Source organism: Mycobacterium sp. 1274761.0, from assembly GCF_001668615.1.
Classification (GTDB): domain Bacteria; phylum Actinomycetota; class Actinomycetes; order Mycobacteriales; family Mycobacteriaceae; genus Mycobacterium.
Map to the genome: position 1 here is coordinate 135,370 of NZ_LZMC01000019.1, position 19,261 is coordinate 154,630.

Below are 19,261 nucleotides of genomic sequence, written 5' to 3' on the forward strand. Positions count from 1 at the left end.
GCGATGTCAAGAAGCTGGGCCGTGAAGCCTCGCGCAGTAACGCTCGTAGGTACGGGTACCGGCCAGTCGCCACATCAGTCTGGCGGCCGGCGGTGTACCGGCAAGGAAGCGGTCCTTGTCTTCCTGCGATACCCCTTCGAGGATGCAGCCCCCGAAGACCAGTCCCAACCTGGGATGAGTGCGCAGAAACGACGCGCCACGCACAGTCGCCTTCTTCCACTCGGCCTCGGTGAGGTACTCGTCGATCAACGGTACGACGTCGCGTTCCTCTTCCTCGAGGTGCGCGTCGACGCATCGGACCAAGTCATCGACTGCCGTCCGCAACCGTTCTGCCGCCGAGAGTGCACCTGATTTCGCCCATGCCGAGCCCTCGGCTTTTGCCCTGTCGACGGCCGCCGCAATGGTGCGGTGCGCATCCTCCATGCGGTAGATATCGCTGTCGTGCAAGGGCGCCCGGGCATGCAGCTTCGGCCAGATGAGGTCGTCTTCGGCTGAATGATGGTGGTGCAGCACGGCAACGACAAACTTCAAGTGCGCGTCGACCACCGCAGCGCGTCTGGCATCGCCTTCACGGACGCAATCGATCAGTTCCGGGAGGCGGTGTAGCTCGTTTCGGAACGCGCGATGAACGATTGCCATCTCGAATGCGGCAGGTGAGGTCATCGTCGGCTCCTTACCGTCGGTTGGGCAACTGGTGCGGGTCGAGCAGAACGCAAACGGCGGGGCGGCGCAGGATCCGCAGCGGGACCGGCAGTCGCGGTTTCAGCGGCGCGAAATGTCGCATCGAGGATCCCGATGAGATCGCCATCGTCAGTCCGCGCCCAAGTTTCCAGGGCGGCCACGAAGACGGCGACGGCGATCGCCGCGTGAACGGTCACCTCGAAATCGTCGGGGGCTCGCCGGTTGCGTCGCGTGAGCGAACGCGCGAACAGGTCGCGCGTCTCATCCATGGCGATCATCTGTCGCATACGTAATTCCGGAGTGCTGACCATGAGCCGAACGCGGTCGTAAATCCGCGGTCCATCGATCGGAAGGATTGTCGCGAAGCTGCTTGACAATGCGGCTTTGATTGCAGCCAGGGGTGACTCGTGCAGTGGTCGGGCGATGATGTGCGCTTCGATCATCGCATCGTATTCACGTGTTCCCACCACGTCTTCTTTGCGGGGGAAGTAGCGGAAGAACGTCATGTGTGACACACCCGCGGCCGCGGCGATGTCTTCGACCGTGGTGTTGTTGTACCCGTTGGCGGCGAACAGGCGGAGTGCGTGTTCCTGAATCGACCTTCGGGTGGCCGCTTTCTTACGGCTGCGCCAGTCGTCTGTCATCGCCGCACCGCTTTCACGGGGTCTTGACGACCCAACGTGCTGTCAAGCCATTCCGAAAGGTTGCGCGGATCTCTTCCGCGCCAGGCGATATGACCATCTGGCCGCACAAGAAGGGCGTCGCCGTCGGCGGGCAAGACCGTGACATTGCCGAGTCGAGTCTGCGCGACCGCACCCAGTGATTCTCGGCCAAGCAGTGCCCAACCAGGGCCCAGCGCGGTGAACAGCCGCACCACATCTCCATTCTCACAGGTGAATTCGGCGTCCGGCACTCTGTCACCCGGACCCCGTCTCGGTGCACGGATGCCCCACGTCCGTGGTCGCGGTGCACTACCCAGCGGCCCCTTGCGATAGGTCACCGACAGCTGCGAAGCCCTGTCCGAGATGCGTCGCTGCACCCAGCGACGGCGCAACGTCGGCAGCATGATGTGATCACGGATCAGCCGTGACACGAGCTCGCTGCCGGCCAGGATCTCGGTGACGTCGGAAGTGCCAGACAGCACGTCGGCGGCGATCGGCCGCCGCTCGGCCTCGTAGGTATCGAGCAGTGCCTCGTGTGCACGGCCACTCACCACGAGGGCGAGCTTCCAGGCGAGGTTCTCGGCGTCACCGATTCCAGTGTTCAACCCCTGAGCACCTACCGGACTGTGGACGTGGGCGGCGTCTCCGACTAGCAGCAGCCTGCCTCGCCGGTAGGCGTCGGCCAGTCGGGGGTGTATGCGAAACGATGATGCCCATACCACCGATTTCACAGCAGCGCCAGTGTGCTGCACCAAAGCGGCCGCGAGCTCGTCGACGATCTCCTCGGGCGCCGGATCGGCGCGATTTGCATCGGTCGCCGGAGCCATCAGCCGCCATACGTTCTCACCCGGCAGAGGAAAGGCGCCCAGCAGACCCGTCGGACCGGCGAAGAACACCACAGCCTCTCGCGGGCTCTCGAAGTGCGCACACACATCGGCGATGAACATTCGTTCCGCCCGCGGCACACCAGGGAAACTGATACCCGCGGCTTTGCGCACCACGCTATGCGCGCCATCGGCGCTATCACCCAGTCGGCCGCGATGACCGTTCCATCGGCGAGTTGCACGCAGGCATGCGCGCCGCAATCTTCGACGCTCACCACCCGCTGGTCCCACTCGACGGCCCCACCAGCGGCGGCGAGACGGTTGCGCAGCGATGCTTCGATGTCGGCCTGCGAGATGATCAACGGATTGGTGGGTCCCGACCGGCTGGTGTTGACCCATGACAATTCCCCGACGCGCTTACCGTTGATTCGAAATATCGAGCGCGACAACGGCACAGAGCTCTCTCGCAGGGGTTCAAAGGCGCCGATTCTGTCCAGGACTTCGATGCCGCGTGGCTGCAAACCCAATGCTCGTGATGTGGTCGCCGGTTTCGATGCGGCATCGAGCGTTCGAACGTCGACACCGGCCGCGCGGAGCGCCGTTGAAGCCACTAACCCGCTGGGACCCGCCCCGACGACGACGACCGGCGCGCGTCGCACTAACATGTTATTAAACTAACATGTTAGTAGACTAACTGCAGGGTTTTCGCGCGACTTCAGGTTCGGGCCGCATGGGTTCCGGCGCGACGGCCGAAGAACGAACCCTCACCCAGCTGGGTGCCGCTGGCGTAACCCTTGCCGTCCTGCGCGATGTTGGAGGCGCAGGCGCCAGCGGCGTATAGGCCACCGATGACGCTGCCGTCTTCGCGGATCACCTGCCCGTCGAGGGTCACCGCCAGCCCGCCCATGGTGAAGCCCGAGTACATCGCCCGTCCCAGGGACAGATCGAACGCCGCCCACGGGCCCTTGGTCTGCGCCGCAACGTATTCCGGCTGCTTGTGGAAGTCGGGATCTTCCCCGCGCGTCGCGTACTCGTTGTACCGATCGAGGGTCTTGACCAGGTTGCCGTTGGGAATGCCCAGCGCCTTCTCCATCTCCTCGACGGTCTCCCAGCCGTCGATGAACTTGATCAGCGGCATCTCGGGCATCTGCATGTGTTCTTCGTCGACGATCAGATACGCGATTTGATCGGGCTGCTCGAGCACGAAGGCAGACGTGCGGGAGTGGTAGGAGTCCTCGGCGACGAACCGCTGACCGTCCTTGTTGACGATGACCCCGGTGAGCAGGATCTCCGGCGGATACGCGGCAGCCGTAATAAACAGCCCGTCAAGGTTTTTCGCCACGCCCCCGGCGGAAATCCCCAGCCGGATGCCGAGGCCGTCGTCGTTCGGATTGCCCAGAATGTAGGGCTCCACGACACCGTGGTGCTTCGTGCGTCGCTTGTGTCCCAACGCCGGAGTGTGCTCGGCGACCATCTCGGGGTTCATCGCGAACCCGCCGGCGGCGATGATGACGGCCTTGGCTTTGACCTCACCGGTCTCGCCGAAGTGTTTCCAGCGCACCCCGACAATGCGGCCACCGTCGGGGCCGTGCTCGACGACGAGGTTCGTCGCCCCGGTCTCGTAGCGGGTCTGCACACCGAGCTCCTCGGCACGCTTGACGAGCAGATCGATCACCATCGCGGCCCCACCCAGCTCGCCGGGCACCGGCACGGAGTGGCCGCGCGGCGCCGGCTTGGCCTTCTCGATGAACGGATAGACCTTCTCGTTGCCGGTGTAGGACAACCCTTCTGTGCCCGGCGGGACGACGATCTTGCCCGGGTAGAAGCTGCGCTCGAACTGAAAGCCCAGATCCTCCAGCCAGTTGAAGTGTTCGACGCTGCCCTCGCAGTACGCGCGGATCTTCTCGTGGTCGGGCTCGGGTGACACCGCGACGAGGTAGGAGTACATCTCCTCGGGCGAATCGTCATAGCCGGTCGCCTTCTGCACCGCGGTGCCGCCGCCTAGGTAGAAGTGGCCGCCCGCCATCGACGTGGTACCGCCGGCGGCCGCGGCCTTTTCCAGCACGAGCACCGACGCGCCCGCCGCGGCCGCGCTGACCGCCGCGCAGCCGCCGGCGATGCCGAAGCCGATGACGACGACGTCGACCTCGTCCGACCAGTTCGTCACCTCGGCCGCGTCGACGGTTTCGGGGATCTGCGAGGACGTCATTGCTGCTCCTGTTTGATGAGGTTGAAGAAGGCCTTGATGTCCGGCGGTATACGCGCGATCTCGATGTAGGGCACGCCGGCAGACTCTGCACTGACGTAGGCGAATTCCATTCCGCCGGGCATGGTTCCGCGCTGCACGACTTCTGCCGAGCCGACGGCGGCTTCGACGTCGTCGACTTCGACGCAGATGTGGTGCAGGCCCGGGCCGCCCCGATCGAGGAATTCGGTGTAGACGCTGTCGCCCGTCACCGGCGCGATCAGTTCGAGCTGGGTGTCGCCGGCGTAGCTGAACGAGATATGCGCGGTGAAGTCGGCAGGCGCACCCCGATAGGTACAGGTGTCGGGACCGAAGTGGACATCGGGCACCCGAACCCACTTCTTGGCGCCCAATAACGAGGTCAGGGCCTTCTCGGTGGCCTCGAGGTCCTTCGTCACCCACGCTATCTGGACAGGTGTCTGGTCAGGCATCGCATCGAGGATATCTCCGGGCCGTCCCGCTGGCTAGAACGTGTTCTAGTTATCGCCTCTCCGGGAACACATCGCCGAGTTCTGCGCGAAGGTCGCTGGATTCGCCGAAGCGCGACCCTGCCGCAGAACTCGACGCGCCGAGCCCCGAGACTTCAGCGAGGCAGGCTCGCCGACGCGGATTGCACGATGTCCTCGCGCGCTTGCTGGCTGGCGGTCTGCCACGACACCGCGGCCGGATAGTTGCCCCAGGTGCTGTTGAACATCCCGACGATCGCCGCGCGCCCGTCGGAGGTCACGACGTAGACCGGCCCTCCGGAGTCGCCCTTCTGGCTCACCACGCCGTTGGCCATAGTGAACCAGCCGTTGTTGACCGCTTCGATGATGCCGCAGCTCTCACCGGTGACCACGCCGAAATGGCAGACGGCAAGCCCGTTCGTCGGCACGATGGCCGGGTCGTAAATCAACACGCGTCCTCCGGGCAGTACATCGTTCAGCGCGACGTCCGGCGCCAAGTTGATGCTCTCCCAGTCGGAGATCATGTGGTCGGTGGCGACCGTGGCCCCGTCGGGGGTGTTGTCGCGGAACATCGCCAGCGCCCCAATCGGATTACCGACCTTGTCGACCACCACGCCTTCCCCGCGGCAATGGCCGGCGGTGTACGCGATGCGCGCAGTGGGGTCGACGAACCCGAGCGTGCACACGTTGGTGCCCTGGTGGATTTCCATCCCGGGGAAGACCAAGACGCCGGGTGTGGCCTGTGCCGACACCGCGGTGAGACTCAGCGCAAGGATCGAGGTGGCCGCTGCCGCGGCGAGCGAGCGCAACCATTGTCGGCGCACGGTCATCTCCGATTCCTAGGGGTCAATGGGCTTCTACCCTACCGTCGCGGGTGCACACAGCAAGGCAGACCGGACATTTCGGTCCGGAAGGCCCCATGTCGATCAGGAATCGAAGCCCAGGCCCAGCGCATCGAGCGTGCGCAACAGGAAATTGCGTCGTCCCGCGGAATGGTCGGCGCGGTCGAGCGACCATCTGGTGGCCTGTATTCCGATGCTCGCCAACGGCTCCGGCGGGAACGGCAGCGGCTTGGTGCGGACCATCTCCACGGCGGTGCGCTTGGTCGCATTTCCATCGAGAAGGTCGAGGCAGACGTCGGCGCCGAACCGCGCCGCGCCCACACCAAGACCGGTGAATCCGTTGACGTATGCCACCCGGCCGCCGTGCGCCAGACCCCAGTGGGCACAGAACCGGGTATTGGTGTCGATCGCACCGGCCCAGCGGTGGCTGAACGTGACGTCGTCGAGTTGCGGGAACGTGATGAAGAAGTGTCGAGCCAATCTCCGAAAGCTCGCCGGCCGGTCCTCATAGGCGGGGTCGACCTGGCGGCCGAAGTGGTAGACGGCGTCATAGCCGCCCCACACGATGCGGTTGTCCGCGCTGAGCCGGTAGTAGTGAAACTGGTTGGCGCAGTCGCTGATTCCCTGCCGGTTGGCCCATCCTATGCGGTCGAGCTGGGCGTCGGTGAGCGGCTCGGTGGCCAGCACGTAGTCGTATACCGGCACGGTGTGCAGCCGGTTGCGGGCCACCAGGCTCGGAAAGGCGTTGGTGGCCAGGACGGCCCGGCCGGCGATGATCGAAGCATCACCCGTCGAAAACCGAATGCTCCCGCCGTACCGGCTCATCGAGGTGACGTTGGTTCGCTCGAAAATGTCGACACCCGTCTCCTCGCAGGCGCGCGCCAGTTCGACCGCGAGCTTGGCGGGATGCACGATCGCTGTTGTTTCCGGATTGAGCAGGCCGGCGAGATAAGTCGGCGAGGCCACATCGGCACGGACCGCTTCCTGCGGAAGAAATTCTCCTTCGCCGGCGTCGGCGGCGTCGCGCAGCCAGGCGACCTGATGCGCTTCGGTCGCCACCGTCAGCATCCCCGTGCGCTGCCACTCGACGTCCAGGCCCAGGCGCGTGATCTCGGCCTGCATACCCTCGAGGTTCTCTCGCCCCATCGCCTCGAGCGTGTCGATCTCGTTGGGCCAGCGCGCCTTGCCGTTCGCGGCGCCGTGGGTGAGGCTGGCATCGACGAAGCCGCCGTTACGGCCTGACGCGGCCCAACCGACGCGATGGGCGTCGACCAGAACGATTCTGGCGCCCGGATCACGTTGTGCCGCATGCAGAGCCGTCCACAGACCGGTATAGCCGGCGCCGACCACCAGCAGGTCGGCGGTGATCGAACCGGAGAGCGTGTGGTAGCGGGGCCGTGGGATGTTCAGCCACATCGAGCCGAAGGCGGTTGCCTCCAGCGACCGTTCGACGAGCTCGGGGTCGACCGGCGAATCGAACACCGTCTGCACGGTTGAACCCTACGGCCGGGCCGCCGTCGCCCCTAGGCGTTACGGGGCAGCGGTGATCGGCGCCGGGATGTCGGGTTGCACCGATTGACGCGGCATCCAGCCTGGCGGACCGAAGATGTAGCCGAGCCGGTCACGCCACCGGGCCGCCGCGCGGACGTCACGGGCGATCGCCACGTATTCGTGGGTCTGCAGCTTCCAGATGTTGAAGGTGTTCACCTGTTTGGTCAGCCCGTAGTGCGGCCGGAACTGCTCGTCGCAGAAACTGCCGAACAGCCGGTCGAAGATGATCAGGATGCCGCCGTAGTTCTTGTCGAGGTAGATCGCGTCCATCCCGTGGTGCACGCGATGATGCGACGGGGTATTGAAGACGAATTCGACTGGCCGCCAGAGCTTCCCGATGCGCTCGGTGTGGATCCAGTACTGGTAGATCAGGTTGATCGAGAAGCTGGCGAACACCATCCACGGCGGTACACCCAGCAGCGGCAGCAACGCGCGCAGGAACACGTCACCGCTGATGTTCCACTTCTGGCGCAGGGCGGTGGCAAGGTTGAAATACTGGCTGGAGTGGTGCGCCTGGTGCGTCGCCCAGAACAGCCGCACGCGATGCGCCATGCGGTGATACCAGTAGTAGAGGAAGTCAACGCCGACGATCGCGATCACCCAGGTGTACCAGGCGTTCGACGGCAGCTGCCACGGCGCGACATACACATAGAGGGCGGCGTAGAGAAACAGCGCAATGCCGTTCATCAGCGCACTGGTGCCGATCGACACCGTGCCCATCCAGATGCTGGCCCAGGCGTCCGGCCGCAGATAGGCCCCGGACGGTGGCCGGTCCTCCTCGATGTGCGCGAGCTTGCGCGCGGCCACCCACTCGATGACGAGCAGGATCAAGAAGAACGGGACGGCGAACGTCACCGGGTCATGCATCAGCGGCGGGAGGACGTGCTCCCATGCCTTAGCCCAGTCCACAGCGGCACCTCCTGGACGAGTTTAGCCAGCAGAGTGTCCGCTACCGAAAATTGAGGACTTCGGTGCCCCAGGTGGCCCGGATGTCGGCGTCGATGTCATTGACGACGGTGTCCTGCCGGTCGATGAGCAGGCTCGACCGGTCTGGCTCCTGATAGGGCAGCCATTCCGGTTCCCCGGGCAGACCCGTCGGCTTGGCCTGGATCGCGAAGTTCGTCCAGCGGGCCCGCACCCGCGCCGATACCACCCTGCCGGTCTTCAAGCCGCCCAGCTTGAAGGTCGGGTCTTTGGAACTGGTCACCAGGTTCCCCCAGACGAACGGCAGCTCGGTGGCGTGGGCGGCGGCGATGCGCAGCAGGCGCAGCATGGGCGTCGCGAAATCGAAGCGATACAGGTAGACCGGCGCCACGGCGCTGTGCCCTTCGGCCAGCCATACCGAAGGCATTCTGAAACCGATGTCTCGGGCGACACTCATGCCGCGTGCTTTCCCCCGCAGCCGGGCGTACGCGGTGCCCGCGAAATCGCGGGTCGGCAGCTGCACGTGCGGCTGCTCCGCGGCGATCTGGGTGAACATCGCGTTGATCGCCTCGGGGGTAATCGGCATCAGCGGGGACTTCATCCATTTGAACAGCGCCGCCTCGTGCTTGTTGGTGCCGATGACCAGCGGCACGGGATGGGCGCGGCCGTCCCTGGCGACCTTGACCGGGTAGTCCGGCACCAGTTGGCCGTCGACGTTGGGTGCGAACGCCAGCGTGCCCGGGCTGCTCACGGGCGTCTCGTAGAACACGTCGGTGGACGCCGCGACGATCGCCTCGACGGGAACATCCGGCAGCCGGTGAATGTCGGAGGGAGTGAGCCCCAACCGGTCCAGCACCTGCCGTGCGACCCTACGGGCCCGGCTGATGTCGTACACCGAGGTGGCCGGCGAACTCTGGGCGATTGCGCCCGCGAAGAGCCCCTCAGCGGCCGGCATGGTCAGCAGCGTGGTGATGATGCCTGCGCCCGCCGACTCGCCGAACAGGGTGACGCGGTCCGGGTCGCCGCCGAACGCGGCGACGTTGTCGCGCACCCACTGAAGCGCCGCGAGCACGTCACGCAGGCCGAGGTTCGAGTCGAAATGGCGCCGCGCGCTGTCGAACTCGGAGAGGTCGAGGAAGCCCAGTGCACCGAGCCGGTAGTTCACGGTGACGACCACCACACCGCCGCCGCCGGCCAACACCCGGCCGTCGTAGAGCGGTTGGCTGGCCGAGCCGATGATGTATGCCCCGCCGTGTATCCAGACCATGACCGGCTTGCGGTCACCCGCGGCCGTGTCCGACGATGCCCACACGTTGAGGGTCAGACAGTCTTCGCCCTGCGGCGCACCAAGCTCGATCGGAATCCGGGGGTCGACGGGCTGCGGGCAGACGAACCCGTAGCGGGTGGCGTCGGCGACGGTCTTCCAGGGTGTGACGGGCTGCGGGGCGCGCCACCTCAGGTCGCCGATCGGCGGCGCCGCGTAGCGCACACCTTTCCACGCGGTGACCCGGCCGTCGTCGACGCCGCGAACCGGGCCGTCGACGGTTTCTACCAGGGCGAAGCTATCCGTCATCACCTTCCAGATTACCGGCGGGTAGCGGCTGCGGCCGCGCAGCGCAACGCCGTCGATTAGCTTGTTAGCCGTGCGGAAGTGGGTGCTGCTCGGCGCGGCGATCGCGGTCGAGGTGGCTGCCACCCTGTCGTTGCGCGCCTCCCAGGATCATTCGGGGTGGCTGGTCGTCGTCGTGTCCGGTTACGTTGGCGCCTTTGCGCTGTTGACGCTGGTGCTTCGGGCGGGGTTGTCCATCGGCGTGGCCTACGGCATCTGGGGCGCGCTGGGCACGGCGGCAACCGCGGTTCTGGCCGCCGCGATCTTCGGGGACCCGCTCACCTGGCCCATCGCCGTCGGCATCGGGCTGATCATCGCGGGCGTCCTGCTCGTCGAGCTGGGTGCACGGCACCACGACGAGGCCGCGCCGTGATGTGGGCGGCGCTGATCGGCGCCATCGCCTCGGAGGTGCTCGCCACCCTCGCGCTGCGGGCATCGGAAGGGTTCAAAAAGAAACTCTGGATCATCCCCGTGACGCTCGGGTACCCGGCGTCGTTCTATCTGCTGTGGCTGACGCTGCGGCTCGGCATGCACGTCGGCATCGCATACGGCGTATGGACCGCCTGCGGCGTGGCGCTGGTGGCGGTGGCCGCCCGTGTCCTCTTTCGCGAACCGCTGACGTGGCTGATGGCCGTCGGCATCGCGCTGATCGTGGCCGGCGTGCTGACTATCGAGATGGCCGGCGCCGCGGGCTGAGTGCGCCAGCCAGCAGCATCACCGCCAGGCCGGCGACCGGCACGATCGACAGGCCGACCCGCAGGCTCGTCGCGTCGGCGATCAGACCGATGACCGGCGGCGACGCCACGAAGCCGATCCGCATCAGCCACGTCACGGCCGTCAGGCCGGTGCCCGCCCGCAGGCCGGGCAGCTGATCGGCACCGTGCATGGCGGCAGGCACCAGCGTCGCCACGCCGAAACCGGCCGCGGCGAACCCCGCCACGGTGGCCGGCACGGTCGGAAATGCCAGCGCCGCACCCATGCCCGCGACGGTGACGAAGCCCCCCGCCCGCGCGACGGCCCGTTCGCCGAACCGGTCGACGAGCCGGTCACCGATGATGCGGCCGATGAACTGACACCCCACCATCGCGATGTAACCGAGCACCGCTATCGCACCCGGCGCACCCAGGCTGTCACGCAAATAGACTGTGGCCCAAGAACTTCCGGTGTCTTCAACCAGAGCGCCTGCGATCGCGAGGAACACCAACGCAACCAACGTCGCGTAGACGACGACACCGGGCCGCCGGGACGACGCCGCACGCGCCGAGCGGTGCCCATCCTCGTCGGGCCCGTGGAGCAGAAACGGATAGGCGGTCAGCACAACCAGCACGAACAGCACCGCGGACACCGCCAGGTGCGTGGTGCGCGGTATCTGCAGCGCGATCGCGACCGCACCCATCGCACCGCCCAGCACCGCGCCGGCCGACCACACTGCATGGAACGAGTTGATGATCGACCGGCCGTAGGTTCGCTGCAGACGCAGCCCCTGCGCGTTCTGCGCGACATCTGTCACCGCGTCGCAGCCCCCGGCGAGGAGCAGCGCCGCGGCGAGCGTGACGGCCGACGGAGCGAACGCGGCCACGAGCATGAATATCGCCAGGCCGACGCTGCCCACCACCGCCACCCGGGCGGAGCGGTAACGGCGAATGAGGGCCGCCGCGGTCAACCCGGCGCACAGCGCGCCGCCGGAGAACGCGGCGATCGCGAAGCCGTACTGTGCGTTGGACAGCGCGAGGTCCGCCTTGATCTCGGGATAACGCGGAAGCAGGTTGGCGAACAACGCCCCGTTGGTCAGGAACAACGCCGCGACGGCGGCCCTGGCTCGACGGTTGCGCAGCGCGATGCCGTCGGCGAACGGTTGGGGTGGCATTGATGCCGACGTTACCGACGACTCGCTCACTACCCGATTAGCGCAGCCGATTACCGGGCAAGATAACCCGCATGGTCGAGACCCCGTCGTCGCTCGGCGACCTTGCCCGCCGCTACGGCGTGGCCACGCAGTACCAGGACTGGACAGGGCGCGACGTCGATGTGGCGGAGTCCACGCTGATCGCGGTGCTTGCCGCGCTCGGCGTGTCGGCCGCCACCGAGAACGAACGGGCGGCGGCGCTGGCCGCCCACGATCGTGACTACTGGAGTCGACCGCTGCCCCCGGCGATCGTCACGCGCGCAGGCCGGGAATCGTCATTCTGGGTTCACGTCACCCATGGCAACCCGGTCGGCTTGTGGATCCGGCTCGAGGACGGCAGCGTCCGCACCGGCCTACGTCAACTCGAAAACAATACTCCCCCATACGATCTCGGTGGCCGGCTGGCCGGCGAGGCCACCTTCGAGCTACCCCGCGACCTCCCTCTCGGTTACCACCGGCTGCATCTCCAAGAGGGCTCCACCGAGGCCAGCACACCGCTGATCGTCGCGCCCGCCAAGCTCGAGCTGCCTCCTCGGCTGGGCGCCAAGCGAGCCTGGGGTCTGGCCACCCAGCTCTACAGCGTGATCTCCGAAAAGTCCTGGGGCATCGGCGATTTGACGGACCTATCCGATCTTGCCGTGTGGTCGGCGGCGTTGCACGGCGCGGGATACATTCTGGTGAATCCCTTACACGCCGCCGCCCCGGTCGCCCCGATGGAGCCCTCGCCGTACCTGCCCACATCGCGGCGCTACGTCAACCCGCTGTATCTGCGTCCAGAAGCGGTCGTCGAGTACGCCGACGTCCGCCAACGCGGCCGCATCCGCAAGGCGCGCACGGAGTTGCAGACCAAGACCCGACGCGCCGAGCTCATCGACCGCGACGCCGCGTGGAAGGCCAAGCGCGCCGCGCTGGAGACCGTGTACCGCGTCAAACGCTCTGCCGGTAGGCAATTGGCCTACAACGTGTTTCGCGAACGCGAGGGCCACAGCCTGCGAGACTTCGCGATCTGGTGTGCGCTCGCCGAGGTCCATGGCCCCGACTGGCACGACTGGCCCCAACCGCTCACCCACCCGGCCAGCCCGGCGGTCGCCGAGTTCGCCGCCAAGCACGCCGACGCCGTGGACTTCCACTGCTGGTTGCAGTGGCAGCTCGACGAACAGCTGGCCACCGCGCAGTCCACCGCCGAGCGGGCCGGCATGGAACTCGGCGTCATGCACGACCTCGCGGTCGGCGTCGATCCCAACGGCGCCGACGCGTGGGCTCTTCAGGATGTGCTCGCCCTGGGGGTGACCGCCGGTGCACCGCCGGATGAGTTCAACCAGCTCGGCCAGGACTGGTCCCAGCCGCCGTGGCGGCCCGATCAGCTCGTCGAGCAGGGTTACGAGCCCTTTCGGGCCATGGTCAACGCGGTGCTGCGGCACGCAGGCGGTGTCCGCATCGACCACATCATCGGGCTGTTCCGGTTGTGGTGGATCCCCAAGGGATCACCGCCGACCGACGGCACCTACGTACGCTACGACCACGAGGCGATGATCGGCATCCTGGCGCTGGAGGCCCACCGTGCCGAGGCCGTCGTCGTCGGTGAGGACCTCGGCACGGTCGAACCGTGGGTGCGGGACTATCTGTCGGATCGGCGGCTGCTCGGCACATCGATCCTCTGGTTCGAGGCCGACCGCGACGGCCCCGACGCCACCGGCGGACCGCTGCCGGCGCAGCGCTGGCGCGAGCTCTGCCTTTCCTCGGTCACCACCCACGATCTGCCGCCGACGGCGGGGTATCTCGCGGGTAAACACGTGCGGCTGCGTCAGGAGCTGGGATTGCTCACCCGTCCTGCCGATGAGGAATTGGCCGACGACCGAGCCCAGCAGGCGGCCTGGCTCGAGGAATTGCGACGGGCCGATCTCCTGGGCGACGACCCCGACGTCGACGACATCGTGCTGGCGCTCTACCGGTACCTGGGCCGCACGCCGTCACGGCTGCTCGGGCTGTCGTTGGCCGACGCCGTGGGTGATCGCAGAACCCAGAACCAGCCGGGCACCACCGACGAATATCCGAACTGGCGCGTCCCGCTGAGCGGCCCAAAGGGGCGTCGCCTGCTGCTCGAGGACGTGTTCGTCGACCCCCGCGCGGCGGCGCTCTGCGAAGCGCTGCGGGAGGCGGTTAACCCCGCGGTGTAACGCCCGGCCTTTCGTCACCGGTTTCACATTCGTCACCGCTGCGATATGTTCGCAGGCGCACCGACACCAGGAGAGTCACGTGAAAAAGCTCGTCGTCCTCACTGCAGGCGCGGTCGCCGCGGGCACGGTCGGCTTGCTCAGCGCGGGCAGCACCGGTGCCGACCCGATGAACCCCAACCAGGCCAATGTCATCGGCGAGCCCTACTACAAGGCCGTCAGGATCCTCAAGGGCATGGGCTTCGGCACTGGCTTCGGCGGTTCGGTGGGCAGTGCTCTGCCGCAGGCGCAGTGCATGGTGTCCAGCCAGAAGCTCGCCGGCAACAACAGGATGCTGCTGAACCTCGACTGCACCGAGGAAGCGGCCCAGCAGATGGCCGAACAAGGAAGCCTCGGTACGGGCGCGGCCCCGGTGCCGGGCAGGCCCAACGACGGAACGTTGCGGCCGCCGCAGATCCCGATCGCGCCCGCTCCGGCACCTGCCGGTTAGGACTCGGCCAACCGGCGCAGGTTCTCCAGCGTCTCCTTCATGGTCCGGCCGACCTGGCGCGCCGCCACCCGGTCAGCGATCAGGCCGAGCAGGCCGCCGGGCGCCTCGTAGGACATCCGGAACGACACCTTGACCTTGCCGTCGGGGCAGTCGCGCAGTCGGAACCGGCCGCGTTGGGTGACTCCGGTGATACTGGTCCAGGCCAGGTCGCGGCCCTCGTCGAACTCCACCACCTCGATCACGCCGCCGACCGGCACCGAACCAATCTTCCAATGCCCCCGGTAGCGTGACCCCTCTCCGGGCGGGCCGTCGGTGATGGCATCCCAGCGCTCGAGGTTGGTCATGAAGTCGGGATACGACGACGGGTCGCTGACCCGCTTCCAGATCGTGTCGCGGTCGGCATCGATGACCACTCGCCGTTGCAGTCTCATTAGCCGATCACCGGGAACCGTCGTTCGGCCGCAAGGCGGTCCACCCCACCCTGAAGGCTGCTCAGCACCTTTTTATTAATGACGTCGTCGTCGCTGGAGGCGATGTCGGCAGCGTCGATCGGCTCCTGGACCTCGATTGCGATCTTCGTCGGCAGCGGCAGGCGCGGCACGAAGTCGCTGACCGCCAGCCCCCACGGCGGCGCAAGCAGAATCGGCACACTCTTCAACCGGGCCAGTTTGTCGACCATCAGAAGCTTGGCCAGCCACTGGCCGCGGTCGAGGAACAGCGCCGCTTCCTGGCCGCCCACGCTGGCGATCGGCACAATCGGCACGCCGGCCTCGCGGGCCAGTTTCACGTAGCCCTTGCGGCCGCCGAAGTCGACCTCGTGGCGCTTCCACGACGGCCGGAACACCTCATAATCGCCGCCGGGGTACACCAGCAGCGCGCCGCCGGACTTCAGCGCCAGCGTGGCGTTCTCGTGGTTGGCGGCGACGGTGCCGAACTTACGCAGCGATCCCAGCCCCGGCATCGATACCACGAGGTTGTGCGCCAATTGGTAGAACGGCCGCTCGACGCCGAAGTACGTGCAGAACGCCAGCGTGAAAACGAAGGTGTCCGGCGGCAGATTGCCGCCGCTGTGGTTGCCGACCAGCAGCACCGGGCCGTCGGCGGGAATCCGGTCGAGTCCGCGCACGTCGGCCCGGAAGTATAGCGATGCCAACAGCCAGAGGCCCGGCAGCTGCTCGCGGATGTAGTCCGGATCACGCTGGTCGAGATCGGCTTTCGGGACCCGGGAACCGACCTGGTGTTTGGCCCAATCGAGGACGTCGTTCAACCCCGCCATGTCGGTTCATATTGACAGTGCCCAACTATCTGAAACCTGTGTTCCCACCTACTGGTCGTAGACTCACCCCACGAGATCGAGAGGAACACGCAATGTTGCGTCCACGACGTTTCGATCAGGAAGTCGATCCGGGACCGGTCCAGATTCAGGCACGCAAAGTGCACTTCGACGCCGCCGGTGTCCCGTTGCATTGGATCCCGGGCCACCCCGTCGCCTCGAATGTTGTCAGCCTGCTCAACGTGGTCCTGCCCGCGGCCGAGCGCTGGTTCGTCGAGACCTTAAACGAGGCCCTGCCACTGGTGAAGGATCCGAAGCTCGCCGACGACATGCGAGGGTTCATCGGTCAGGAAGCGACCCATGCCGAGGTGCACGACCAGATGCTGCGCGACTATCTCGTCGTCAACGGCATCGACCCCAAGCCGATGCTGGACCAAGTCGACTTCCTGTTCTCCAAAGTGCTCGCACCGTCAACCTCCCCTGACCCAAGGCGCCGGCTCAACCACCTCTGCGACCGGCTGTGGTTCATCGCCGCGATCGAGCACTACACCGCGGTGCTGGGCGACTTCGCGCTCAACTGCGCGTGGGACGACCACGGCGCCGACCCGACGATGGTCGACCTGTTTAGGTGGCACGGCAGCGAGGAAGTCGAGCACCGCAGCGTCGCCCACGACGTGGCCGTGTATTTCCATGACAGCTACGTCGACCGGATCCGCGCGATGACGATGGCGGTGGTGGCGATTTTCATCTTCTTCCAGCGGGCGGCCTGGTTCCTGGTGAAGAACGATCCCAATACCGACATCGGCTGGTGGCGGTTCAACCGGCTGCGGATGGCCGACTCGAAACTCGGCCTCCTTCCCAGGTACCGCAAGCTGTTTGGGTCCAACACGGCGATGTACTTCCGACGCAATTTCACCCCGGCCGAGATGGGCTCGACGGCGCAGGCCGTGGCCTACTTGGCCAGCTCGCCCGCGGCACGGGCCGCGCACGCCTGATGAGACTGCGCGACCGCTACCGGTCGACCCCGCCGAGTGTCTCAGGGCGTTTGCGCCACGACGTCGTGCTCAACATCGCGGATGCGGCGGTGAGCGCGCTGTGGGCGCTGTCGGGCGCCACCAGAAAGCTCAATCTCCCGCCCGCCACAGAAGGGCTGCTCGGGTTGACCGTGATCGAACGCCGTGTGGTGGCCCACGATCAGGACGTGGTGGCACTGCGGCTGGCATCCACCGACGGCGAGCCGCTGCCGCGCTGGCACCCCGGCTCCCACTTGGACATCCACCTGCCCAGCGGCAAGGTGCGACAGTACTCGCTGTCCGGTGACCCCGACGACAGGGACAGCTACCGCATCGCCGTGCGCCGCATCGCCGACGGGGGCGGCGGTTCGATCGAGATGCACGAGCTGCCTGTCGGCGCCCGCGTGACCACCCACGGCCCCCGGAACGCGTTTCCGCTGACCGTCCCCGGCTACGGCTCCCCCGCCCGGCGCTGCCGGTTCATCGCCGGCGGTATCGGCATCACGCCGATCTTGCCCATGCTGGCCTATGCCGAGCGGCTCGGCGTGGATTGGTCGATGGTGTACACCGGCCGCAGCCGCGACACCCTGCCGTTCCTCGACGAGCTGAGCCGGTTCGGCCACCGCGTCGAGGTGCGCACCGACGACGTCAGCGGAATCCCGACCGCCGCCGCGTTGCTCGGCGATTGCCCCGAGGGCACCACGGTGTACGCCTGCGGGCCCGCGCCCATGCTGACGGCTATCCGTGCGGAGCTGGCGGGACGCGACGACGTCGAGCTGCACTTCGAACGGTTCGCCGAGCCGCCCGTGGTCGACGGCGAGGAATTCACGGTGACCGTCGCCTCCACCGGCAAAGAGGTGGTCGTCGGTGCCGCGGAGACGCTGCTGGCGGCGCTGCAGCGGTCAGGTGTCGCCACGCCGTATTCGTGCCGACAGGGTTTCTGCGGTACCTGCCGCACCCGCGTCCTCGCCGGTGCCGTCGATCATCGCGACACGCTGCTGACCACGCCGGAACGCGAGAACGGCCTGATGCTGGTGTGCGTCTCCAGGGCGCAGAACGGCGAGAGGATCATCCTGGATCTCTGATCCGTCTGTACTATTCGGCCATGCCATTAGCCGCTGGTCAGACCTTCGCGGGCTATACCATCGTGCGGCTTCTGGGCTCCGGGGGCATGGGTGAGGTCTACCTTGCCGAGCATCCTCGGCTGCCCCGGCGGGACGCGTTGAAGGTGCTGCCGGCCGACGTCTGCGCCGACCACGAATATCGCGAGCGGTTCAACCGCGAGGCCGACCTCGCCGCCACCCTGTGGCACCCGCATATCGTCGGGGTGCACGACCGCGGCGACGTCGACGGCCAGATCTGGATCTCGATGGACTACGTGGATGGGACGGACGCCGCAGAGTTGCTGCGCGAACGGTATCCCGACGGCATGCCCAAGGAAGAAGTCCTCGACATCATGACGTCGGTCGGTGGTGCCCTCGACTATGCGCATCAACAGGGCCTGCTGCACCGCGACGTCAAACCCGCCAACATCATGCTGACCGACGCAGCCGCAGGCGAGCAGCGAATCTTGTTGGGCGACTTCGGTATTGCTCGACGGGTCGACGACACCAGCAACCTCACCGCGACCAACATGACCGTGGGCACGGTCTTTTACGCCGCGCCCGAACAGCTGATGGGTGAGGCGATCGACGGGCGCGCGGACCAGTACGCGCTGGCCGCTACCGCGTTCCATCTGCTGACCGGGTCGCCCCCGTTTCACCACTCGAATCCGACGGTCGTCATCAGCCAGCACCTCACCGCCTCGCCGCCGCCCATCGCCGACCGTCGCCCCGAGCTGTCGGCGCTGGACCCCGTCTTGAGCAAGGCGCTGTCGAAGGATCCGAAGGACCGGTTCAACAGCTGCATGGACTTCGCGCGGGCGCTGGCCCACCGGCTGGGTGTGGAGCCGAACGCCGACAACGAGCTGACTGCAGCCTCGGTGCCCATCGCCACGAGGGCTCGCGGGGGCAAGCACGAGGCGCAGGGGGGCCGAGGAAAGTACCTGCGCCCGGTGTACATCGTGCTCGCCGTCCTTGCGGTCTTGCTGGTGATCGCGATCGCGCTGGTGCTGATCCAGTTCCACGAGATCGAGCGGCTGCTCAACGATCAGTACACTCCGCCGCCGTCGCCCGCCGTTACCGCTCCGCGGGCCCCAGCGCCGTGACGGCGACATGAGCCTCGCCGTCGCCGACCGGTTGGCGCTGACCGATCTCGTCCACCTCTACGCGGCGGCGGTCGATGACCGCCGGTTCGGCGATGTCGTCGAATTGTTCACCGAAACAGCCGAATTGCGGCTACCCGATCCGCCCCGCTCGCTTGATCCCGTCCGTCATCACCAAGGCCGCGGGGGTGTCCGCACGGCGATGGCGGCGTTGTCGAACGTGGCGCGCACCGAGCATGCGATCGTCGGCGAGGTCTACGCCCCTGGCACGGACGCCGACTACGCACTGGGCCGGATCACCTGCGTCGCACACCATTTCACCACCGGCAACGAGCCCTCCGATCTGGTGTGGCACCTGCGCTACGACGACGAGTATCTGCGAACGCGTTCGGGCTGGCGCATACACGGCCGGGCGCTG

The 19,261-nt window shown here is 66.8% G+C and carries 18 protein-coding genes and 3 pseudogenes; 8 read left to right on the forward strand and 13 right to left on the reverse strand.

Annotated elements, in window-relative coordinates; all coding sequences use genetic code 11:
- Nucleotides 1-6: 6 nt before the first annotated feature.
- The 10 genes and pseudogenes from A5651_RS02825 to A5651_RS02865 all read right to left on the reverse strand — a co-directional run bounded on the left by A5651_RS02825 (nucleotide 7) and on the right by A5651_RS02865 (nucleotide 9,748).
- Complete coding sequence (locus A5651_RS02825) at nucleotides 7-663, reverse strand: hemerythrin domain-containing protein (RefSeq protein ID WP_066975334.1); 657 nt, start codon at nucleotides 661-663, stop codon at nucleotides 7-9.
- A complete protein-coding gene (locus A5651_RS02830; protein WP_066975336.1) occupies nucleotides 660-1,325 on the reverse strand; it encodes a TetR family transcriptional regulator in 666 nt (221 codons plus the stop codon). Before A5651_RS02830 ends, A5651_RS02825 begins: the two co-directional genes overlap by 4 nt.
- Nucleotides 1,322-1,747, reverse strand: coding sequence for a hypothetical protein (locus A5651_RS26365; RefSeq protein ID WP_369803905.1), 426 nt, complete (start codon nucleotides 1,745-1,747; stop codon nucleotides 1,322-1,324). The genes A5651_RS02830 and A5651_RS26365 overlap by 4 nt, the downstream gene beginning before the upstream one ends.
- A 129-nt stretch (nucleotides 1,748-1,876) precedes the next feature.
- Nucleotides 1,877-2,832, reverse strand: a pseudogene (locus A5651_RS26370) (FAD-dependent monooxygenase); the annotation flags it as partial.
- Between the two features lie 50 nt (nucleotides 2,833-2,882).
- On the reverse strand, nucleotides 2,883-4,376 hold the full coding sequence (locus tag A5651_RS02840; protein WP_066975338.1) for an FAD-binding protein: 1,494 nt from the start codon (nucleotides 4,374-4,376) through the stop codon (nucleotides 2,883-2,885).
- Entirely contained in the window at nucleotides 4,373-4,843 is a 471-nt protein-coding gene (locus A5651_RS02845) for a VOC family protein (protein WP_066975341.1), read from the reverse strand. Before A5651_RS02845 ends, A5651_RS02840 begins: the two co-directional genes overlap by 4 nt.
- A gap of 152 nt (nucleotides 4,844-4,995) precedes the next feature.
- The gene (locus tag A5651_RS02850; RefSeq protein WP_197496516.1) at nucleotides 4,996-5,688 is read right to left on the reverse strand and encodes a hypothetical protein; all 693 of its coding nucleotides are present in this window, start codon (nucleotides 5,686-5,688) and stop codon (nucleotides 4,996-4,998) included.
- 96 nt (nucleotides 5,689-5,784) lie between these two features.
- Nucleotides 5,785-7,191 (reverse strand): FAD-binding oxidoreductase, encoded by a 1,407-nt coding sequence (locus tag A5651_RS02855; RefSeq protein WP_066975343.1) that lies wholly within the window; start codon nucleotides 7,189-7,191, stop codon nucleotides 5,785-5,787.
- A 39-nt stretch (nucleotides 7,192-7,230) separates the two neighbouring features.
- A complete protein-coding gene (locus tag A5651_RS02860) occupies nucleotides 7,231-8,118 on the reverse strand; it encodes a sterol desaturase family protein (protein ID WP_066975344.1) in 888 nt (295 codons plus the stop codon).
- Between the two features lie 82 nt (nucleotides 8,119-8,200).
- Nucleotides 8,201-9,748 (reverse strand): carboxylesterase/lipase family protein, encoded by a 1,548-nt coding sequence (locus A5651_RS02865; protein WP_066975470.1) that lies wholly within the window; start codon nucleotides 9,746-9,748, stop codon nucleotides 8,201-8,203.
- A 70-nt stretch (nucleotides 9,749-9,818) separates the two neighbouring features.
- Here A5651_RS02865 and A5651_RS02870 point away from each other — a divergent pair, with 70 nt between their 5' ends.
- Nucleotides 9,819-10,157 carry a multidrug efflux SMR transporter gene (locus A5651_RS02870; protein ID WP_066975346.1) on the forward strand — a complete coding sequence of 113 codons (339 nt, stop codon included), beginning with the start codon at nucleotides 9,819-9,821 and terminating at the stop codon, nucleotides 10,155-10,157.
- A complete protein-coding gene (locus A5651_RS02875; RefSeq protein WP_066975472.1) occupies nucleotides 10,157-10,480 on the forward strand; it encodes a multidrug efflux SMR transporter in 324 nt (107 codons plus the stop codon). The genes A5651_RS02870 and A5651_RS02875 overlap by 1 nt, the downstream gene beginning before the upstream one ends.
- Here the strand turns inward: A5651_RS02875 and A5651_RS02880 are convergent.
- The gene (locus tag A5651_RS02880; protein ID WP_066975348.1) at nucleotides 10,452-11,651 is read right to left on the reverse strand and encodes an MFS transporter; all 1,200 of its coding nucleotides are present in this window, start codon (nucleotides 11,649-11,651) and stop codon (nucleotides 10,452-10,454) included. The two genes, A5651_RS02875 and A5651_RS02880, sit on opposite strands and share 29 nt — an antisense overlap.
- 71 nt (nucleotides 11,652-11,722) lie before the next feature.
- Here A5651_RS02880 and malQ point away from each other — a divergent pair, with 71 nt between their 5' ends.
- The gene (malQ, locus tag A5651_RS02885; protein WP_066975350.1) at nucleotides 11,723-13,867 is read left to right on the forward strand and encodes a 4-alpha-glucanotransferase; all 2,145 of its coding nucleotides are present in this window, start codon (nucleotides 11,723-11,725) and stop codon (nucleotides 13,865-13,867) included.
- A 79-nt stretch (nucleotides 13,868-13,946) separates the two neighbouring features.
- The gene (locus tag A5651_RS02890) at nucleotides 13,947-14,354 is read left to right on the forward strand and encodes a hypothetical protein (protein ID WP_066975352.1); all 408 of its coding nucleotides are present in this window, start codon (nucleotides 13,947-13,949) and stop codon (nucleotides 14,352-14,354) included.
- Here the strand turns inward: A5651_RS02890 and A5651_RS02895 are convergent.
- On the reverse strand, nucleotides 14,351-14,785 hold the full coding sequence (locus A5651_RS02895) for an SRPBCC family protein (protein WP_066975354.1): 435 nt from the start codon (nucleotides 14,783-14,785) through the stop codon (nucleotides 14,351-14,353). The genes A5651_RS02890 and A5651_RS02895 overlap by 4 nt on opposite strands.
- Nucleotides 14,785-15,630 (reverse strand): lysophospholipid acyltransferase family protein, encoded by an 846-nt coding sequence (locus A5651_RS02900; RefSeq protein WP_066975356.1) that lies wholly within the window; start codon nucleotides 15,628-15,630, stop codon nucleotides 14,785-14,787. Before A5651_RS02900 ends, A5651_RS02895 begins: the two co-directional genes overlap by 1 nt.
- A gap of 92 nt (nucleotides 15,631-15,722) precedes the next feature.
- On the opposite strand from A5651_RS02900, the gene A5651_RS02905 reads away from it, so the two are divergent.
- The 4 genes and pseudogenes from A5651_RS02905 to A5651_RS24775 form a co-directional block, all read left to right on the forward strand.
- Entirely contained in the window at nucleotides 15,723-16,622 is a 900-nt protein-coding gene (locus A5651_RS02905; protein WP_066975358.1) for a metal-dependent hydrolase, read from the forward strand.
- Complete coding sequence (locus tag A5651_RS02910) at nucleotides 16,622-17,725, forward strand: PDR/VanB family oxidoreductase (protein ID WP_066975360.1); 1,104 nt, start codon at nucleotides 16,622-16,624, stop codon at nucleotides 17,723-17,725. Before A5651_RS02905 ends, A5651_RS02910 begins: the two co-directional genes overlap by 1 nt.
- Before the next feature lie 20 nt (nucleotides 17,726-17,745).
- Nucleotides 17,746-18,774: pseudogene (locus A5651_RS02915) on the forward strand (serine/threonine-protein kinase); the annotation flags it as partial.
- Between the two features lie 79 nt (nucleotides 18,775-18,853).
- Nucleotides 18,854-19,243, forward strand: a pseudogene (locus tag A5651_RS24775) (nuclear transport factor 2 family protein); the annotation flags it as partial.
- Between the last annotated feature and the right edge of the window lie 18 nt (nucleotides 19,244-19,261).